Origin of the sequence: Sulfurospirillum tamanense (assembly GCF_016937535.1) — a bacterium.
GTDB classification, from domain to species: Bacteria; Campylobacterota; Campylobacteria; order Campylobacterales; family Campylobacteraceae; genus Sulfurospirillum_B; species Sulfurospirillum_B tamanense.
This window is the reverse complement of sequence record NZ_JAFHKK010000002.1, coordinates 169627-187886: the sequence shown is the minus strand read 5'-3', so window position 1 is coordinate 187886 and position 18260 is coordinate 169627. Positions and strand designations below refer to the sequence as shown.

13 protein-coding genes are annotated in these 18260 nt (G+C 47.8%); 9 read left to right on the top strand and 4 right to left on the bottom strand.

The window, feature by feature from the left end:
• Positions 1–77 precede the first annotated feature (77 nt).
• The 5 genes from JWV37_RS02035 (at position 78) to JWV37_RS12770 (ending at position 7117) form a co-directional block, all read left to right on the top strand.
• On the top strand, positions 78–1679 hold the full coding sequence (locus JWV37_RS02035; protein ID WP_205457983.1) for a fatty acid--CoA ligase: 1602 nt from the start codon (positions 78–80) through the stop codon (positions 1677–1679).
• A gap of 111 nt (positions 1680–1790) precedes the next feature.
• Positions 1791–3131, top strand: coding sequence for a TolC family protein (locus tag JWV37_RS02030; RefSeq protein ID WP_205457982.1), 1341 nt, complete (start codon positions 1791–1793; stop codon positions 3129–3131).
• Positions 3128–3904, top strand: a complete 777-nt coding sequence (locus tag JWV37_RS02025) for an efflux RND transporter periplasmic adaptor subunit (protein WP_205457981.1) — start codon at positions 3128–3130, stop codon at positions 3902–3904. The genes JWV37_RS02030 and JWV37_RS02025 overlap by 4 nt, the downstream gene beginning before the upstream one ends.
• Positions 3901–5481 (top strand): efflux RND transporter permease subunit, encoded by a 1581-nt coding sequence (locus tag JWV37_RS12775; protein WP_205457980.1) that lies wholly within the window; start codon positions 3901–3903, stop codon positions 5479–5481. Before JWV37_RS02025 ends, JWV37_RS12775 begins: the two co-directional genes overlap by 4 nt.
• The gene (locus tag JWV37_RS12770; protein WP_205457979.1) at positions 5471–7117 is read left to right on the top strand and encodes an efflux RND transporter permease subunit; all 1647 of its coding nucleotides are present in this window, start codon (positions 5471–5473) and stop codon (positions 7115–7117) included. Before JWV37_RS12775 ends, JWV37_RS12770 begins: the two co-directional genes overlap by 11 nt.
• Here the strand turns inward: JWV37_RS12770 and JWV37_RS02010 are convergent.
• Genes JWV37_RS02010 through JWV37_RS01995 form a run of 4 tightly spaced genes read right to left on the bottom strand, consistent with a single transcriptional unit; the run spans position 7114 to position 11961 of the window.
• Positions 7114–8985 carry a sensor histidine kinase gene (locus JWV37_RS02010; protein ID WP_205457978.1) on the bottom strand — a complete coding sequence of 624 codons (1872 nt, stop codon included), beginning with the start codon at positions 8983–8985 and terminating at the stop codon, positions 7114–7116. The genes JWV37_RS12770 and JWV37_RS02010 overlap by 4 nt on opposite strands.
• Entirely contained in the window at positions 8967–9659 is a 693-nt protein-coding gene (locus JWV37_RS02005; protein WP_205457977.1) for a response regulator transcription factor, read from the bottom strand. The genes JWV37_RS02010 and JWV37_RS02005 overlap by 19 nt, the downstream gene beginning before the upstream one ends.
• Positions 9649–10353 (bottom strand): response regulator transcription factor, encoded by a 705-nt coding sequence (locus JWV37_RS02000; protein ID WP_205457976.1) that lies wholly within the window; start codon positions 10351–10353, stop codon positions 9649–9651. The genes JWV37_RS02005 and JWV37_RS02000 overlap by 11 nt, the downstream gene beginning before the upstream one ends.
• Positions 10354–10410: 57 nt before the next feature.
• Positions 10411–11961 (bottom strand): transporter substrate-binding domain-containing protein, encoded by a 1551-nt coding sequence (locus JWV37_RS01995; protein WP_205457975.1) that lies wholly within the window; start codon positions 11959–11961, stop codon positions 10411–10413.
• A gap of 196 nt (positions 11962–12157) precedes the next feature.
• Between JWV37_RS01995 and JWV37_RS01990 the strand changes: the two genes are divergently transcribed.
• From JWV37_RS01990 to JWV37_RS01975, 4 genes are all read left to right on the top strand, one after another.
• Entirely contained in the window at positions 12158–14854 is a 2697-nt protein-coding gene (locus JWV37_RS01990) for a two-partner secretion domain-containing protein (protein WP_205457974.1), read from the top strand.
• A 1-nt stretch (position 14855) separates the two neighbouring features.
• Positions 14856–17285, top strand: a complete 2430-nt coding sequence (locus JWV37_RS01985) for a POTRA domain-containing protein (RefSeq protein WP_205457973.1) — start codon at positions 14856–14858, stop codon at positions 17283–17285.
• Between the two features lie 167 nt (positions 17286–17452).
• On the top strand, positions 17453–18031 hold the full coding sequence (gene rsmG / locus JWV37_RS01980) for a 16S rRNA (guanine(527)-N(7))-methyltransferase RsmG (RefSeq protein WP_205457972.1): 579 nt from the start codon (positions 17453–17455) through the stop codon (positions 18029–18031).
• Positions 18028–18258, top strand: a complete 231-nt coding sequence (locus JWV37_RS01975) for a PP0621 family protein (protein ID WP_205457971.1) — start codon at positions 18028–18030, stop codon at positions 18256–18258. Before rsmG ends, JWV37_RS01975 begins: the two co-directional genes overlap by 4 nt.
• Positions 18259–18260 lie beyond the last annotated feature (2 nt).

Genomic DNA, 18260 nt, shown 5'->3' with positions numbered 1-18260 from the left:
TTTATCATATTTCACTCTTTTACAGATTTTTTATCCAAACCTTTGTAGAATGGTTGGATTAACCCACAGGAGCAACCATGAATCTTTCCTACCCTCTACTCATTACTTCATTATTGCAACACCCCATTGCCAACAACCCCGACCAAGAAATCATCTACCACACCACGCGCTTAACCTACACACAATTTTACGCCCGTGTGTGTCAACTTGCCAACACCCTCACACGCATGGGCGTCAAACACGGCGATACGGTTGCGGTGATGGATTACGACTCTAACCGTTATTTGGAATGTTACTTTGCCGTGCCGATGATTGGCGCGGTGTTGCACACCATCAACGTACGCCTAAGCCCCGAACAAATCCTCTACACCATCGACCACGCGGAAGACGATGTCATCTTAGTCCACCACGATTTTCTTCCCATTTTAGAGCAAATCCGTGGCCGCATCGACACCGCAAAACACTTCATTCTCCTTAGTGAAACGGGGGAAATTCCTCCCACTTCGGTGGAGATCACAGGAGAATACGAAGCCTTGCTCGCCCAAGAAGCCACCACCCACACTTTTCCAAGTTTTGATGAAAACACCCGTGCGACGACTTTTTACACCACGGGCACCACCGGCATGCCCAAGGGGGTTTACTTTTCCCACCGCCAACTCGTCCTTCACACCCTCACCGTCACCGCGACCATGGGTTCAGCAAGTGCCCAAAGTTTTCACCAAAATGACGTTTACATGCCCATCACGCCCATGTTTCACGTCCACGCGTGGGGCTTTCCTTACATCGCGACTTTTATGGGCGTTAAGCAAGTGTACCCAGGGAAATACGTCCCTGATACGTTGGTCGAATTGCTCGTCAAAGAAAAAGTCACTTTCTCCCACTGCGTGCCAACCATCTTGCACATGCTCGCCCAAACCACGGCCTACCAAGAGGCCGATTTGTCCCATTGGAAAGTGGTCATCGGGGGCGCAACCTTACCTAAAGCCATGTGCCTTGCCGCCCTTGAAAAAGGTATCGACATCTTTACGGGCTATGGCATGAGTGAAACCTGCCCCATCCTTACCCTCGCCCAACTCACCCCGCAGATGCTCACCCAACCTCTTGACGCCCAAGCCACTTTGCGCGCCAAAACAGGGCGGCCCATCGGCCTTGTGGACATCAAAATCGTGGATGAGCAGATGGAAGAAATACCCAACCACACCCCAGGCGAACTGGTGGTGCGCGCCCCTTGGCTCACAGAGGCCTATTTTAAAGACACCAAAAACAGCGAAGCCTTGTGGGCAGGAGGGTACTTGCACACGGGCGACGTGGCGTATAAAGACGAAGAAGGGTTTTTAAAAATCACCGACCGTTCCAAAGACATCATCAAAATCGGGGGCGAATGGGTGAGTTCTTTAGAACTTGAAGACATCATCATGCAGCACTCCGAAGTGAAAGAAGTCGCGGTCATTGGCATAGACGATGCCCGCTGGGGCGAACGCCCCCTTGCCCTTGTGGTCCCCAAATCCCAAACCAACGAGAAACTGGAAAAAGAGCTCATGCACCACACCAAAGAGTACATCAAAAAAGGGGTCATGGCCCGCGAAGGGATGCTTGTTAAAATCGTTTTTCTGGAAAGCATTGCCAAAACCAGCGTAGGGAAAATCGACAAAAAAACCTTAAGAGCCCTACACCAATAGCTTTACATGTAAAGATTTTTGAACTTGATAAACAAAGTTTATCTTTTTAGGCGGAGGCAATGATAATGGGGTATAATGCGCCCCATTATCGTCTCGTGTGGGAGGCAAACTGTGAAACGATTCTTATACCTACTTTGGGTGCCCGTGCTTGTGTGGAGCGCGCCCCTAACACATCTTCGTTTGGATGATGCCCTTGTTTTATTGCAAGAGCACAACCCTGAGCTTATTGTTTCAGACTTTGAAGCGCAACTGCGCGCTCTTGATGCTTCTGGCGTGGAAGCAAGCGCTTGGGGCAGTGTGGACCTCGTGCAAACCGCCGCGCGCTCAAACGATGCACTCAATGTTTTTGGGTTTAAACTCCAAAGCCGCGAGGCCACCTTTCAAGACTTTGGTTTTGCAGACTTTGATAGCACCAATCCCAATGTCTTACATGTAAAGTCCGATGACCTCAACCGTCCTAAAGCGCGCAACCACTTTAGCACCACTATTGAACTGCGCGTGCCTCTTTACACAGGCGGCAGACGTGCCGCTAGCCACCACATCGCCCAAACCTTTCACGCCCTAAGCCGCCTTGACACCCAAAGCCTTTTGGCGGAAAAAATCCAAGAACTCAAACGCAGTTTTTATGCCCTTTCTTTGCTCTATGACCAAGAGAGTACCTTGCAAGAGTTGCTCAAAAACACCCGCGCCCTAGAGCGCACCGCGACAGCCATGCACGAAGAAGGCTACGCCACCGCTACAGATGTCTTGGAGGTAAAAGCGCGTCTAGCGGGCGTTTCAAGAATGCTCCAAGACACCCAAGCCAACAGCAAATTGTTGTTACATGTACTCTCTTTTTTACTCAATCACGAAGTAGCCTCCATTGCGCCTACGTTACCCGCCTTGCAAGCCCCTAGCACGCCACCAGAAAAGACCTTGGACGTACAAAAAGCCACTCTTGGCGCCCAGATTGCACATCTTGACATCAAACGCAATAAAGCTGCGTTTATGCCCACGGTTGGGCTCTTGGGGCAGTACGCATGGAGTGGAAAAGAAGCCCTTGAGCTCTCTTCCAAAAACGATGCATACACGGTTGGGGTAGAGTTTCGTTGGAATCTCTTTCAAGGAGGCGGACACAGCATTGCTTTAGAAAAAGCCCGTTTAGCCCACCTTAAAAGCCAACACCAACTCTCTCTTGCTAAACAAGGTACCGCCTTGGCCTTTGCCAAGCTTCACACCCAACTTGCCCAACATGACCACCAACTCCAAAGCCTTGAGGCCGAACTTACTCTTTTTAAGCAAATTTATGAGCACCACCTCGGACGCTACCAAGAAAACCTTGCCTCCATGAGCGACGTGCTTATTAAACATGCGGAGCTTTTAGGTAAAATCTTGGAGCACAACGCCGCTAAAAACAAGCGGGTTGAAACCTTGCTTTCCCTTGAAAAACTTACCCACGGAGTCCAACCATGAAACCTCTTATATTATTTTTTCTCCTTTATTCTTGCGTCTTTGGTGATGCCCTCTCCCTCTCTGGCACCGTCGTATCCGAACGTGAAATCACCATCACGAGTCGCGCCACGGGCTTTGTCAAGCGCATCCATGTCGAAGAGGGTAAAAGCGTGCGCAAAGGGGACGTGCTCTATGAGATTGATGCCAATGAACTCGACCAATCTAAACACCAAATGGAGCTCGCGATTGCTGCAGCTACCTTGTCGTGGCAAATGCACCACAACCAACTCCAAAACGCTTCACTTAACCTTGCCCGTCACCAACGCCTTTTTGCCAAAGAGATGGTCGCCAAAGCCGAGGTAGAGCACTTGGAGCTTTCCGTGCAAAATCTCCACGCCATGGTAGACATCGCCGCCAAACAAATTGACCAAGCCAAGGCACAACTTGCAACGCTCATGCACCAATACACGTACCTCACCATAAAAGCCCCCAGTGATGGCCTCATCACCCAAAAACATCTCCGTGAAGGGGAAATGGCCATGCCTGGTGTTCCTGCACTACGCCTTGTAGACATGGAGAGTTTGCGCATTCACGCCCAACTCCCCCAAAGTTACCTTTCGCGTGTTCACACAGGAAGCACAGTAGCAGTGGAAATTCCCGCTCTTGAGCTACACACCCAAGGCACCATCGAAGCCATCATTCCTGTTGCCTCTACCCACACCTTTAAACTCAAAATCGCCTTTGAGGGCACAGCGTATCCGGGCATGTTTGCGCGTATCGGACTAGACCAATGAGCCAACCTCTTCAAGCCCACACCATCGCAGGGCGCATCGCTAGGGCGTTTTTACACAACCCGCTCACGCCGCTTTTGGGCATTACGCTGCTCTTGCTGGGCTACTTAGCCCTCGTGATTACCCCACGCGAAGAAGACCCGCAAATCGCCATCAGTGGCGGCACCATCATGGTGATGCTTCCAGGCGCCTCGCCCGAAGAGGTGCGTAATGTCATCATCAAACCTCTTGAGCGTAAAATCAAAGAAATTCAAGGGGTCGAGCACATCTATGGCGTAGCCGCTCAAAACATGGGCATGCTTAACGTCATGTATACCATCGGAGAAGACCGCGAAATCTCAAACGTCAAGCTTTACGACAAGGTCATGCAAAACATGGACCAACTCCCCAAAGGTGCCCTTGCGCCCTTGGTGCGGCCCTTTGATATTGACATTGACATCCCCATTCTCTCTGTTGCGTTTTATCTCAAGCCTGATTCTCCTCTTGATTACGTAGGGCTCACCCAGCGCGTCGATGCGGTGCGATCTGGCCTTGGCGGGGTAGAAAATTTAGCCAAAATGGAAATCAAAGGCGGTGCAACAGAACAGTACAACATCCTCGTAGACGCGCACAAACTCTCCTTTTATGGACTCTCTTTGGGGCAAGTTGCCGTGCAACTTGACGCGCTTCTTTCTAAAAATCCCAACACAAAACTGCGCACCAAAGAGGGCGAATTGGTGGTTTTTGGCGTCCAAGGGGTGCTTGAAAACAAAACCCAACTCCAGCACCTCATCGTCGCCCTACACCAAGGAGCGCCCGTTTACCTCCAAGACATCGCCACCATCACCCAAGGCGAAGCGGTACAAACCTTTGAACGCGCCTATGTTCACCTTCCAAACTCCCTTGAAAACGCGCACCGCCAAGTCACCCTCACCCTTTCTAAGTTGCGCGGGTCTAACGCTGTGGTGATTGCCCAAGAAGTGCTTGAGGAGTTAAAAGCATGGGAGGAAGTCTTTGCCAATGAGGGCATTGGCACCCTTGTAACGCGAAACTACGGCACACGTGCAGACAAGGCAGTCAATGACCTTGTGAGTAATTTGGCTGTTTCTATTGTGATTATCTCTTTGTTACTCGTCTTTACACTAGGATGGCGCGAATCGCTCATCGTCACTTTTTTGGTGCCTGCTATCTTTGCAGTAACCTTGTTTGTAGCTTACTTGGGCGACCAAACCATCAATCGTATTACGTTGTTTGCTTTTTTACTTAGCCTTGGTATTTTGGTAGATGCAGCAATTATTGTCATTGAAAATATTCACCGCCACTTGCAAACCAAGGGCTCTAGTGACCGCTCAACCGATGAAATCATCCTTGAAGCTACGGATGAAATCAGCGCACCCACCAACATTGCTACCATTGCCATTATCCTCACAATGGTGCCTATGGCCTTTGTGGGGCAAATGATGGGGCAATTCATGCGCCCTATTCCCCTTAATGTACCTGTCACCATCTTTGCCTCCTTGGTAATTGCCTATATTTTTGCCCCCTACCTAGCACGCCGAATCCTCAAGCGCGCGCCCAAAGGAGATTCCCATGAAGTTTGAGCGCTGGCTTTTAGGGATTTTGGCCTCACCCTTTAAAAAACGCGCCGTTATTGGTATAACATTGCTAGCCTTTATAGGGTCTCTTTGGATGTTTCCTACCCAAATCGTCAAAGCCAAAATGCTTCCAGGCAAAAGTGCGGACACCTTTTCGGTCTACGTGGATTTACCCAAAGGCAGCTCCCATGTGCAAACTACGCACGTAACCCAATGTGTCACTTCCTTGCTCTCTGGCGAGCCCCATGTGCATTCTATGAGCGTGTACGCGGGCATGGGTGGGCCTCTTGATTATGCGGGACTTGTCAAAGGTTCTGGGTTAAAACAGGGCGAACATGTGGCGGAGATTGTGGTGAACCTTACCGACAAAACCTCCCGCGAAGAAGCCAGTTTTGCCCTAGTGCATCGCTTGCGCCCTGTGCTCCAAAACAAGTGTGAGCCTTTGGTGGAAGGCACACGCATTAAGATGGTCGAAGAGCCCGCGGGGCCTCCGACACTTGCAGCTGTTGTAGTGGAGCTGTACGGTGAAAATGAGGCACTTTTGCGGGAACTCAACGCCCAAGTCCAAGACGTGTTACGCAACACGTCCGGTCTTGTAGATGTAGATACCCTTGAAGAAGCAGTGCACGACACCTTCACTCTTGAAATAGACGCAGCGCGCGCGCTAAGCTCAGGCGTAGATATCAAGCAACTTCACGACATTGTCTACCTTGCTTACGAGGGCGTTCATGTGGCGGCCCAAAACCGCGAGGATTCACACACCCAAGTACCGTTGTTTTTGCGCCTTGATGCTCCTGCTTTACATGTAAAGAGTGTTGGTGCTTTTGAGGCGCACCTCTCTTCTCTAAACTTGCACACGCACACAGGCGCGTTGGTACCTGCAAGTGAATTGGTGCGCATCATCCCTACGCGCTCACAGCCAACACTCTTTTCTAAAAATCTTCAACGCATGCACACAGTCGTAGCCGAAACCGACCTTGTTTCCCAAGTGTATCCCTTGCTAGAAGCAAGAAATACGCTCAAAGAGGTGCTTGCCGCTTCGTACACCATCACCAATGGCGCACTGTTTGACCTACATCTCATCCATAAAGCAACGGGTGAGCCCATTAGGCTCGTGTGGGACGGGGAGATGAAAGTGACCATGGACACTTTTGCGGATCTTGGCGGGGCATTCATTGCTGCGCTGGTGGTGATTTTTTTACTCATGGTGGTGTATTATAAAAGTTTTGCGCTTAGCGGGATCATTTTACTGGGAAGCTTTTTGTCCATCATTGGGGTTATTGTAGGGCATTGGGTGATGGATATTTTTACCCAAACGACCTTTTTCCTCACCGCCACGTCCATGATAGGCTTCATTGCCCTTATGGGGATTAACTCGCGTAATTCCTTGCTCATCATTGATTTTGCCAAAAGCATGATGGAAACGGGCATGCCCAAACGCAACGCCATTGCCCATTCAGCAGCAACACGCGCAAAGCCCATTTTCCTCACGGCTATCACGGTGGTGCTTGCCAGTGCGATGCTCGCCCTTGACCCTATCTTTGGTGGCCTTGGTGTAGCGCTCATTTTTGGAACGATGGCTTCGGTGGTTGTTTCACTTGTGTTTGTGCCTGTGCTGCTTGACCAAAGCCGTGCGTTTTAGACAGGGACAGAGAGGTAAAATTGCGTAGCGCCCCGTGAACTCTTTACATGTAAAGCACCGTTCATGCGCTCAGTGACCAGCTTTTTTGCCAAAGAAAGGCCTAATCCCATACCGCTTTCTTTGGTTGAAACACCCGTATCAAAGATACGCTCAGGTGGCACAAGGGCGATACCTCCGGCGTTATCTTCGTAGCACAAATGCCAGTGGTCTGATTTTAACGAAGTTGTGATAGTAATTTTTCGCCCTTTACGATTAGGGCGGTGTGCAAAAGCCTCTAAGCTATTGTCCAATAAAATCATAAGTACGTTTGCAAGGGCGCTTTGGTTGTTTGTGATGCTTACCTTTTCTGAGCACGCCACAACCACCTCAACGTCTTGAAGCAACAACCGACTGCGCTGGATTTGGAGGGCTAGGGCAATTTGTTTAGCAGGGAAAAAAGGCTCAAGATGGGGAGTCTTGGCAAAAAATCCATACAGTTCGTCCAAGGAATCCTTGAGATAAAACAGCGTTTTTTTCATATTGGGCAAACCCTCTTCAAGCCCTTTGTGCATCTCTTTTTCTTTTCCAAACCGCAACAACCCCTCCAAATACACCACATGAGAGGCGAGGGAAGAGATGGGTTCCTTCCATTGATGCACTACCTCTGAGATATTTTTTCCTACTGCTGCAAATTTGGACTCTTCAAGAAGCAACAACGTGTCGTGGCGATGCTTTACTTTCATGCGGCCAATTTTTGAAGAAAGCGCCATTGAAAACATCACAATCTCCACAAGCATACCAAGGGGCAACACAAACAACAAAGAGGTGGTGAGCTCTATTCTTGCACTAATGGCAACGATAGTGAACGTTAGTGCCAACAAGTACGTTCCCTCGCCTACCAAAAAATACCACGCCCCCTCATACTGTTTAAAAACCAAACGCACCGTTGCTACAAGCATGAAAAGAATGAGCATATACCCAAAAGCGACGACATGATGGGCATATGGCAACAGCGCCTGAGTAAACAACCCAAAAGACATAACCACAAACATACCAAAGCTTGCCCACGCAGTAATGCTAAATATGCGGTAGCTAAGGCTATCGTTTGTTTTTAAATCAAAAAACTCCATACTAAAAAGCGACAGCCAAAACAGCATTAAAAAAGGTACAAACCACGTACTCACAAAAATTTTGTCTCCGTCCAAAACACCCAAAAAATGCAACATCCCACTCATAGCATAGACAAACCACCATGCACAAGAAGCATGAAGCACATAAAACAGATGCGTTCGCTCTTTAAGGTTTATAAACATCGTTAAATTATAGATAATAAGCGCCAATACTGCCCCGCCAAACAAACCCCAAAAGACCATTTCAAGGCTATTTTTAAGGGTATATTGGCCCGTACTTAGCACCTCCCAAGTAAGATTCATGGCCCCAAGGCTCTCTAGGCGCGTAACAACTGTAGCCTCTTCGCCAGGTTGAAGACTAAGGTAAAAAACACTTTTAGTGGAACGCACAGCACGCGCACTAGAATCACGAAACATGCCAAGCTTGTGGCTTGCAACCTCATTTCCATCTTTAAATACCCACACATCAATCATGCCCACAGGTGCACGGAGGTTTTGGAGCATGAGAGGAAGAGGGGTAGTGTCTGTGTTTTTGAACTCTACTTTTGTCCAAAAAACATTTTGGGTGTAACTTACGTCTGCCTTGAGGTAAGTTGAGGAGCCCTCAAAAGCCAGCACCTCTTCTACATTAAAGATACGCGCTGCGTCTTCGAGGGTTATCTGGTAAGGGTGGGTCGAAAAAGGAGTGGTGTCACGGCTTACATGTAACACGCCAAAAAGCTGACAATACAGCGCCAACACTAGCAAGGCATGGCGCAAATGCTGTATCCCCTTCCCTTGGCAGTCTCAATGGCCTCTTGTCCGCATTTTTGGCGCAAACGGTAGACCAAGTTACGCACAGTATTGGCCTCCACATTGCCCTCATAGAGTTTTTGCTCAATCTCCCCTTGGGTTACCACACGTTGGTGGTTGGCAAGCAAAAAATCCAAAAGCTGGGTTTCTTTTTTTGTCAAAGTCGCATACACACCCTTGATGCCAATCTCCTTGCGCAAGCCATCATACACCACGCCACTAGGAAAAATAACGCGTAAACGCAACCCCTCGTGAAGGCGCTCCAAACATTTGGCCAATGTTTTCACTAACGAAAAAAGTTCCAAAGGTTTTTCCAAATAATCAACCAACCCAAGGTGCATCACCCCAATGAGTTTTTCCTTGTCTGTGTAACTGCTGGTCATAAAAATGGGTATCTCGGGTGCTAAAGCACGAATGGCCTTGGCCGCATTTAATCCATTCATGCGAGGCATTACATAATCCAAGATAACAATATGAGGCTCCTCTTTCTCAAAAACTTCCACCGCCGCTTGACCATCTTCCACACTAAAGACATGGGAACAAAACAGCCTTAAGGTTTTGGTGATGTTTTCGCGGGTCACGGGGTCATCTTCTGCGTATAAAATACGCACACCCTCAAACAACGTATGGTCAATATCCATGACGCTCCCTTTTAGAAGCCATAAAATACCCCATGTCTTTCACCGTAACAATGCACTCCGTTTTGAGTTTTTTACGCAAACGGTAAACAATGTTGCGCAACGCATTGTCGCTAAGATTGCTATCATGCAGTGCCTCTTGAAGCTGTTCTTTGGTGATTAGATGGTTTTGATGGCGCACCAAAACTCCAAGCACCTGTGCCTCTTGACATGTTAGGTCAATCTTATTGGCTCCTTCTAATACGCACTGGTTAGCAACATCATACGCCAAATGGCTGTCGAACTTTACATGTAAGAGCTGTTGGTTGCGTAGTTTTTGAACTGCTCCAGTAAGGGCACCAACCAGCGCTTCATAGGCCATTGGCTTTTCGATATACTCAATCACACCAAGACGAATAGCCCCCAAAAGCTTCTCTTGGTCGGTGTATCCACTACAGATAATAATGGGCACGTGGTGGTCGTGAGCACGAATTTCTCGCGCCACCTCGTAGCCATCCACGCAAGGCATCACGTAATCTAGCAAAGCGATGTGTATTTTTTCCTCAACATAGTACGCAAGTGCTTCCACGCCGTCTTTTGCCACCAACACTCTGCCAAAAAGCATTTGCAAGGTTTTGGTGGTATTGGCGCGAATGGCGTCGTCGTCTTCTGCGTACAAGACTGTGAGATTGCGCAATATTTCAATCAATTGCTGCACCCTGTCTCCTTTGGGGTTTCGTCTGACACATTTTATCGCGCGTATATCACAAATGCGTCACAGTCTGGAAAATACCACCAAAGCACCCCAGTTTTCATTAGACAAGCGCATTTTCCAACCGTACTTTTCAACCAACCGCCCAGACATTTTTAACCCCAATCCCTCTTGGGTTTGGTCGGCAATTTGCGCCAATACCACAGCATCAAACCCACCGCAATTATCACGAATACTAACACCCTCTGGCGCGATATGAATCTCTAAAGTCGGCGATTGGATGTCCCGCTTAGCTCCAGCGCAAAGGCTATTGGTGATGCAATTAAGCCACACATGCATCCAATCATTGCGTACGCCCTCCAATACCACCGGACTCTCCTGCGTGAGGACGACAACCGCTTTAGCCTCCTTGAGTCTCGTATCAATAATCGCCAGCGTTGCTTCAATGGAGTCTTTGGCATCAAACAAGACTATCTCTTTGGTATTTTTATAAAAATCCAAAAAATTGCGCATGGTATCGGCCATAAAATCAACAGAATTCTCCATTGCCTGTACATGTAAAACCAACTCCTCGCTTTTAATCTCTTTGTCTAACATAAGTTTGGTTTTAAGGAGAAGGTTTAATGAACTAATGTGCGAAAGGCTGTCGCGCCACTGATGCGAAATATTTGCCACTACGTCGACCAATTCAGCTTGACGGTTTTTTTGAAAGAGCAACTCTTGCTGCGCAAGGTTTTTAGCAACGGCTTTATTGATTTTTTTCTGCAAAAGCCAATTCCATAAAAAGACAAGGAGTGTCACCGCTAAAAGCCCCAACACCACCCAAAGACCAGCACTCAAGTAGGTTACGCGCTCAACAATAATCTGCACATGGCGGTTGACAATGGCTTGCCGCTCTTCTTGGGTGATTGTGGCAATAGCCTTGTCCAAAATGGCTCTTAAAATCGGCTCATCTTTGCGCACCCCCATGCGCAAATGGTTTTCAAAGCCCTTGGGTTGACCGACGATTTTGAGGTTAAAAAGCCCCTGTTTTTTGATGGTGTGCGCAGCGACTATCATGGAGCGGAGTGTTAAATCTGCCTTGCGCTCTTCTATGAGCCTAAATGCCTCAGCCTCAGACGCCACAGGAACAACAGTGAGGTTTGGAAAGGAGGAGGAGAACCATTCGTAGATGGACGTCTCCTTAATGAGCGCCACCGAAGCAGAAATTTTGGAAATGTCGTCGATGTAGCCTTGTTCAATGCGGCCAATAAGAACATTGGGGTCAGAAAAAAGTGGCTTTGTAAACGACAACCATGCTTCGCGTTCGCTTGTTTGATTGAGAAAACTCAAAACATCACATTTGCCTTGTTTGGAAAATGCAATGCTTTCTTCCCATGTGCGGGTCGGAACAATGTGCAATTTTATGCCCAAGCGCTCTTGCACCAAAGCTATCAAATCCGCCCCAATGCCCGTATAAACACCCGACTCGTCAAGCATCTCAAACGGTTCCCAGTCGGGGTCAACGCACAGAGTAATGGGAGCTCTTTTGACCAGATAAGCCCTCTCGTCCTGCGAAAGCGCTGTGCCAAAAGCCACACCGCCAAAAAAGAGCAAAAAAAGGATAAATCGCATAGTCGCGTCCCACATTAAAGTGTCAACCATCATAGCAAGACAAAAATGAAAAGAGTGTTAAATACATCCTGCCTCCATCGGTCAAAAAATATGATTTTTTGACCGATGTGGAAATTTTTGTGTGTTTTTGAAGATTTGTGACATCATTGTGATATTGGCTTGTCATAATAGTGCCAGTAAATCCTAGGAGAAAACCATGCGCCCTTTTACCCCTGATTTTAAATCCCGTTTTCGTATCCTAAAAGGCGGAAAAGTTTCCCATGTAGTGGGTGCTTTTTTGAGTTCATCCTTGATAGCTTACGCAGCCCCTAGTGGTGGCGTGGTGACAAGTGGAAGTGCAACCATCTCCAGCACAGGCTCAGTTACTACCATCAACCAAAGTACGCAAAAGAGCTCTATTAATTGGCAAAACTTTAGCATCGGTGCAAACGAAACAGTAAACTTCAAGCAACCCAATGCCAGTGCCATAACTCTAAACCGAGTAGTTGGGAACGAAAGGAGCATCATTGATGGAGCGCTAAACGCCAATGGTCAAGTGTGGCTACTCAATGCCAACGGCGTACTTTTTGGAAAAAATGCAGCCATTAACACCGCTGGACTTTTAGCGACCACGAAAAACATCAGTGATGAAGCATTTCAAGCGGGAAATTACACTTTTGGCGGGAACTCATCCCAAGGTATCATCAACCTAGGCGCTTTACATGTAAATGATGGTGCATACGTAGCGCTTTTTGGAAAAGAAGTTATCAACAAGGGCATCATTAGAGCGACTCTGGGAGATGTACATGTAAAAGGCGGGGAGGCGTTTGCTCTAAACCTCAATGGCAACTCTTTGGTAAATCTTACCGTAACAAAAGGCACCCTTAATGCGCTCGTAGAAAACAAAGGGGCCATCATAGCCGATGGCGGGGAGGTGTATCTGACAACCAATTCCGTAGACGAACTCCTAAAGGGCGTAGTCAACAATTCTGGAGTCGTGCAAGCAAATACGATGCAAGAGATGGGCGGAAAGATAGTCTTGTTTGCCCACGGAGGCGCCACCTCTGTTTCTGGAAGCCTAGAAGCCCAGTTTGTGGAAACCAGCGGCAAAACCCTTGCCATCACCTCAGCCTCTTCCATTAAAGCAGCCCACTGGCTCATTGATCCTGAAAATATCGTCGTAGAATCCGCGGGTGGAGCGGATGTAGCGGGTTCTAGCATTGCTGCTAGCGCCATCCAAAACTACCTTAATGGCACGGGCGGCCTGACGCTTTTAGCAGACAATAACATCTACATTAACCAAGCCTTAGCATGGAATGCCAACCAACTCACCCTCAGTGCGGGCAATGACATTGCCATTAATGCCCACATGCATGCCACAGGCTCAGGAGCATTGGCACTGTATTATGGCCAAGCAACCTCGAGCGGCGGAAGCAGTCGGTACACAGTGACTGAGGGCGTAGATGTCACCATCCCTACTGCCACAGCTTTTACATGGAAAAAAGGAAGCGATGGCACACTGACTAACCTTGTTCTTGACAATGGCAACTTACGCTTTGGCACAGGAACCCAAGCCTCTATTGACAGCATGGGTGCGCTGTTGCAGCCTTTTTATTATGACAACGTGACTGCGGGCAGAGACGGGTGGTTTAAGCTTACTTATTCAAGCTACCCCCTAGACTACGCCATTGGAGTTGGCGGGGATGGCGCCAATGCTTATAATATCAATGGGGACATTCTCTCAACCCACGGCTACACCCCTCTTTCCTCGGTTGTTTCCAATCTCTCCATCAACATTGCGAAGTATTTTGAAAAAACAGGTACTGTTTCAGTCACCATGGACGTGGCTACACCCAACTACGGCACCATTCAAACAACCAACACCTACACCCTAAACCCCAATACCTACTTTATGAAAGCAGACACCTCAGTTGTTAACACTACAGAGGCAGATTTGAGCAACATGCGCTTGTGGATTGGGACACGAGATGATTATGTGGGGCCAAGGGACTCCAATTATAAAATCAAAGGAAATATCGGCGCAGAGGGGTTTGAAGCCATTACTGAACAGACTCAAGAAGCCAAAGCCATCATTGTTTCAGAAGACACTTTTGAAAGCGGTAACGGAGCAGCGGTACTGTTTTATTCTACTACTCTTGGCACCAACACCGTTATCCAATCCTGTTGCTCTTTTACCAATGTTATTAATCAAAACCCCCTTACCTCACGCATCTCCACTCCAACTCAAGAGGATGGTTCCTATGGTATCTTCTTGAGTCTGGGCAACTTGCCAAGTGGGCAAGGCGGCATGGTTACATGGTACTACGCGGCTGCGCCCGTCTCTTTCTTAAATGAAACCGTTACCCAAGTAGGTGAATCTTCGGGCTCCATCCCAACAGCTCCTCCGGTCGCACCTACACCCACGCCCACGCCAAGCAATCCGACACAAGCCATTGTCACGGCCATAATAAACACTGCCGCAACAACGCCCCCCACTCTGCCGCGTCTACAGCCAACTCCTGAGCACCCAAACCAAGCTCCAGAATCCACAGGGTTTTCCAATTTTTCACCAAACACGCCAATACAAACTCCACTTCAAAGAGGGGAGATAATCGTCACAAACGCCATGACACCACTTTCCAGCATGGGTTTTTCTGAGGGAACACGGGTGACCCTTGTGTCAAAACCCGATGAAGCAAAACCTGTTGCGCGCGTCACTCAAGCCCAGCTTCAAGCCATGCAACAACCCGCCCAACCAACCAATGAGACAGATACTCAAGATGGTACAGGAGCTACTCCGGCCATGGAAACCCGAGTGCTTGTAGCGCAAGATTCACTCATAGAGCTTGTCAATGGTGGCATTCTCTTGCCAGAAGGTATTGACCAAGAATTTTATATAGAAGAAAGGCTCTAATATGGCTTTACATGTAAAGAACAATTGGGAAAGAATCGTCCCTTTTTCCCTTATAGCTGCGAGCATGCTTTTGGCTCAAACACCGCCCTCTACGGGAGATATTTTACGCCAAGTAGAGCCGCCCAAAATCGTTGAGCCAAAACGCTCCGATGATGTGCCTGTGGTCACTTTGCCCGAAATTTTAGAAGAGACAAAACCTTCTACAGTAGAATCGGCCGTTGGCCCCGTTGGCCCTAGCTCTCTAAAAGCCACATCTACCCCAACCATCCAAGGCTTTGCTTTTGTAGGCAATGATTCGGTGGATGACGCTTCTTTGCAAGAGGCTTTAGCTTCTTTTGTGGGGCAACCGCTTACCCCTGTTATTATCGCCGCAGCCGAAGAAGCCGCAACAGTTTTTTACCAATCCAAGGGCTTTAAAAAAGCCAAAGCCTACGCCTTTAGTGATGCCATACACAAGGGAACAATTACCCTAGCTATTCGCGCTCGAAACCACGAAACCTTAGCCAATGACCCAAAACGCGTTACATCCACTATGCCTCAATCCGTTTTAGAAAAAGCCTTTTATCCAGGTGTGCTGGTTAAGGCTTTCGCCTTTGAAGGCAACGAAGCCATTACTGCAAAGGAGCTTCACACACAAGTTTCTATCCACGAGGGACGTACCCTCTCCACTAAAGAACTCTTGGGCGTTGCTGACACCATCATTGCTTATTACCGAAGTCGTGGTTTTAAAAACGCAAGGGCGTATCTATTTAAAGACAATATCACCGATGATGGTATTGTCACCTATACCATTGATACCAAAGACCACCAAACGCACGAAAAAAATCCAAATCGCATCCACCCATCAGACACATTTCCTTTTGCAACCATTCCCATAGCCAAAACACCAGAACGTGTTTCCAAGCCACCAGTCCAGCAACCTGTCGCCCCAGAAGCACCCAAGGTAAAAGCCTCAGAACCATCAGCCCTTATCAATACTTTTGTATTTTCAGGAAACACCACCATCCCCTCATCAGAGCTTGAATCCCTTGTTGTGTCTTATGCAGGCAAAACCTTGAGTCTTTCCCAGCTTGAAGAAATAACCTCTTTGATTACTAGACGCTACCGAGCAAAAGGCTACTTTGTAGCGCGTGCTTATATACCAACGCAAGTTATCGAAGAAAATAAGGTAGAAATAGCCATCATCGAAGGGCGCTATGGAGAGTTTTACATCACCAACAACTCTTTAGTAAATGACACACTCATCCAAGGCATGATGGATGACATCAAAGGAAAAGACTCCATCTCCACAGACACCCTAGAGCGCGCCATGCTTTTGATTAACGACACCCCAGGCGCTACCATTACGCAAGCCGATGTAAAACCAGGTAAGCACATAGGCACTAGCGACTTTGTCATCACTGCAAGCCCAAGCAGTCGCTACAATGGCTACATCCTAGCCGACAACCACGGCTCACCCTACACGGGCGAAAACCGACTGATGGGCGGCTTTTCTATCAATTCACCTTTTGGATGGGGCGACAAACTCTCACTCAACGGCCTCATTAGTGACGACACCAATCTGGACAATGCTCGCATTGCTTACGGGTTTCCTTTGTATTTTAGTGGCACAAGAGGAGAGCTCTCTTATTCGCGCACTACCTATAGCCTAGGAGATATTTACAAGCCACTTGATGCAGTTGGGCTTTCCGAGGGTGTTACTTTTGAAATTTCTCATCCACTTATCCGAAGCCGCAAAGAAAATCTCTCTCTCTTTGCCAACTTGTCTGCCAAAAAAATAGAGGATAAAATTCGCTCCACTGATACAATTACTAAAAAATCTGCCACCACAGGCTCTTTTGGCTTGCGCTACGACAAATCAACCCTCTTTTTAAGCAAAGAGGCCAATTACAATGCTAGCTTTTCGTTTACCGCGGGGGATTTAGACTACAAAGACGCCGCCCAAGACACAGCAAACACCCAAGGAAGCTATCAAAAACTCAATCTAGAACTCTCTCAAAGCCTCTTGCTTTCTCCTCTTTGGATGTGGAACAATACCTTGCGCGCCCAATACGCCCTTAGCAATAAAAATCTCGACGGTAGCGAAGATTTTAGCGTTGGCGGAAACGGGGGCGTGAGGGCTTACCCTGATGGGGAATTAAGTGCCGAAAATGGCTATGTCTACACCACGGAATTGCGCTACTCCCTTCCCATGCTCAAAGGTATCTCCCATCAAGTTGGGGTTTTTTATGGCATTGGAAGAACTTACATGAGCGACAACACCGTGGGCTTTGAGGCCAAAACCTTGCAAAACGCGGGTGTGAGTTATTATGTCTCCTACAGAGATTTTTTCTTGCACACCCATTTAGCCAGCCGTATTGATAGCAAAAAAGTGGAGAGTGAAGACAACTATCGCACGCGTTTTTTCGTGCAAGGAGGATGGGTGTTTTAGTTTACATGTAATCCCTGGTACTTTTGACTTCTTGCGAATTTTACTGCCGCAAGGAGTCCTTTACATGTAAGCCTCAAGAGTCCGCTAATTTTCCTCTTCTTGCCTCGCAGAAAAGCCTAAACCTCCTTTTGTTATAATGGTGCGATTTTGTAACAAGGGAGTGGTGAATGGAGTGGTTAGACCCGTTAAACGCGTATCCGTTGCCTGCGGATTTTGTCTCAAAAGTAGAAGCGTACAGTGCCTTACTTTTGACATACAACAAAACACACAATATCTCAGGCGCCAAAACCACCCACGCTGTGAGGGAAAATATCCTTGATAGCCTCTATCCGTTGTTGTTTATGGAAACATGGCCCAAGCGCTGCATCGACATTGGCAGCGGAGCGGGGTTTCCAGGCATCCCTTTAGCCCTTGCTTTACCTGCAATGGAGATGCATTTATTTGAACCTATCGCCAAAAAAAGTGCCTTTTTGCACTTGGTTAAAAGTGAGCTTGGGCTTGCGAATGTAGTAGTAAAAACCGAACGCATCGAAGCAACCCAGCCCTTTCCTTGTGAACTCATTTGCTCACGTGCAGTGACCAACACCAAGGCTTTGCTCACTCTTGCTAAGGCATTTATCATCCCCACCACCTGTGCCCTTTTGTATAAAGGTTCGCGGGCTAACGAAGAGCTTGAAGGCTTTTCAAATTACACACTTTTTGAGCGCAACCAACGGCGCTATGTTCTTGTAAAGGATTTGTTGTGATTTTAAAAATTTTAGGCCTTGTTGCCGTCTTGTTTCTCATCTATTTTTTCTTTTTTAAAATGGCCCGCACCAACGGCGAAGCCCCTTTGCGTAAACCCAAAAAACCTAAAAAGCTTCAAGGGGAAACCATGTTAGAATGCGCCAAGTGCTCTACCTTTGTGAGTGACAAAGATGCCATCATTAAAGAAGGGCAGTTTTTTTGCTCTCGCGAATGTGCTAACGTTTAAGG

What these genes read in the sequence shown, in the direction of transcription:
- JWV37_RS02025 (WP_205457981.1), top strand. Translation starts at nt 3,128, where the DNA reads ATGAAACCTCTTATATTATTTTTTCTCCTTTATTCTTGCGTCTTTGGT.
- JWV37_RS12770 (WP_205457979.1), top strand. Translation starts at nt 5,471, where the DNA reads ATGAAGTTTGAGCGCTGGCTTTTAGGGATTTTGGCCTCACCCTTTAAA.
- JWV37_RS01990 (WP_205457974.1), top strand. Translation starts at nt 12,158, where the DNA reads ATGCGCCCTTTTACCCCTGATTTTAAATCCCGTTTTCGTATCCTAAAA.
- JWV37_RS12775 (WP_205457980.1), top strand. Translation starts at nt 3,901, where the DNA reads ATGAGCCAACCTCTTCAAGCCCACACCATCGCAGGGCGCATCGCTAGG.
- JWV37_RS01985 (WP_205457973.1), top strand. Translation starts at nt 14,856, where the DNA reads ATGGCTTTACATGTAAAGAACAATTGGGAAAGAATCGTCCCTTTTTCC.
- JWV37_RS01995 (WP_205457975.1), bottom strand. Translation starts at nt 11,961, where the DNA reads ATGCGATTTATCCTTTTTTTGCTCTTTTTTGGCGGTGTGGCTTTTGGC.
- rsmG (WP_205457972.1), top strand. Translation starts at nt 17,453, where the DNA reads ATGGAGTGGTTAGACCCGTTAAACGCGTATCCGTTGCCTGCGGATTTT.
- JWV37_RS02005 (WP_205457977.1), bottom strand. Translation starts at nt 9,659, where the DNA reads ATGGATATTGACCATACGTTGTTTGAGGGTGTGCGTATTTTATACGCA.
- JWV37_RS02035 (WP_205457983.1), top strand. Translation starts at nt 78, where the DNA reads ATGAATCTTTCCTACCCTCTACTCATTACTTCATTATTGCAACACCCC.